Origin of the sequence: Micromonospora sp. NPDC049891 (assembly GCF_040660295.1) — a bacterium.
In the GTDB taxonomy this organism is placed as follows: Bacteria; Actinomycetota; Actinomycetes; order Mycobacteriales; family Micromonosporaceae; genus Micromonospora.
Genome location: NZ_JBFAML010000076.1, coordinates 1 through 1466, shown reverse-complemented (window position 1 = coordinate 1466; position 1466 = coordinate 1). Strand labels below are relative to the sequence as shown.

The 1466-nt window shown below is 70.1% G+C and carries 1 protein-coding gene; it reads left to right on the top strand.

Annotated elements, in window-relative coordinates; genetic code table 11:
- The first annotated feature begins 218 nt into the window (after positions 1-218).
- Complete coding sequence (locus AB0I71_RS32510; protein WP_357591191.1) at positions 219-1442, top strand: IS110 family transposase; 1224 nt, start codon at positions 219-221, stop codon at positions 1440-1442.
- The last annotated feature ends 24 nt before the right edge of the window (positions 1443-1466 follow it).

Genomic DNA, 1466 nt, shown 5'->3' with positions numbered 1-1466 from the left:
CCCGTTACCTTTTTGATCGTCCCCAGCCGGGGACCCTCGGTCGCCCGGCCCGGTATGACTTTCTGCCCCTGTCGTGTGGATGATCCGGGGGGTGTTGTCGCCGGGTCGGGTGGCGTCGGCGGACCGCTGATAGGGACACGGCCACCCGTGTTCGGGGTAGGTCTCTTCGTAACGTGGCTGCCGGCAGTCCGACGCCTGGACTAGCGGCCGAGGCCACGATGCGATGCGTGGAGGCGGGTGCGGTGAACGGCGGGTACGGCGTCTACCTCGGCTTGGACGTCGGCAAGGAAGGGCATCACGCGGTCGGGTTAGGCCCGGACGGCAAGCGGCTGCACGACGCGGCGTTGCCGAACACCGAGGCCCGGCTGCGGCAGCTGTTCGACAAACTCGCCCGCCACGGCCGAGTCCTGGTCGTGGTCGACCAGCCCGCCTCGATCGGCGCCTTGCCGGTCGCGGTGGCTCGGGCGGCCGGGCATCAGGTGGCCTACCTGCCCGGCTTGGCGATGCGACGCATCGCCGACCTGCACCCCGGCAGCGCGAAGACCGACGCCCGCGACGCCTATGTCATCGCCGACGCCGCCCGCACCCTGCCGCACACGTTGCGGCGCGTTGACGTCGGTGACGAGGCTCTGGCGGAGCTGGAAGTGCTGGTCGGCTTCGACGACGACCTCGCCGGCGAAGCCACCCGCGTGTCCAACCGCATCCGCGGACTACTCACCCAGATCCACCCCGCTCTGGAACGGGTCCTCGGCCCGAAAGTGCACCACAAGGCTGTGCTGGAGCTGCTGTCACGCTGCGGCGGACCCGCCGGACTCCGCAAAGCCGGCCGCCGCAAGCTAACCTCGATCGCCGCCGTTCACGCGCCCCGCATAGGTGAGCGGCTCGTCGCCCAGATCATGACCGCCCTCGACGAGCAGACCGTCACCGTCCCCGGCACCCAAGCCGCCGAAACGATCCTGCCCCGCCTCGCCGACAGCCTCCGCGACATCCTGCGACAACGCGACCAGGTCGCCGGCGAGGTCGAAAGGATCCTCGATGCTCACCCTCTCGCCTCGGTCCTGACCTCGATGCCCGGCATCGGCGTCAGGACCGCCGCCCGGATCCTGCTCGAAGTCGGCGACGGCACCACCTTCGCCACCCCCGGCCACCTCGCCGCCTACGCCGGCCTGGCCCCCGTGACCCGACGATCCGGCACCAGCATCCGCGGCGAACACCCACCCCGAAGCGGCAACAAGAACCTCAAACGCGCGTTCTTCCTCGCCGCGTTCGCGTCCTTGGCTGACCCCGTCAGCCGCGCCTACTACGACCGCAAGAGAGCCGAAGGCAAACGCCACAACGCCGCCCTCATCTGCCTCGCCCGACGCCGCTGCGACGTCCTATACGCCATGCTCCGCGACAAGATCCCCTACCAACCACGCCCGACAGGCCCCGTCCCCGCTTGACGAAACCCATAGGGACACCCCCCC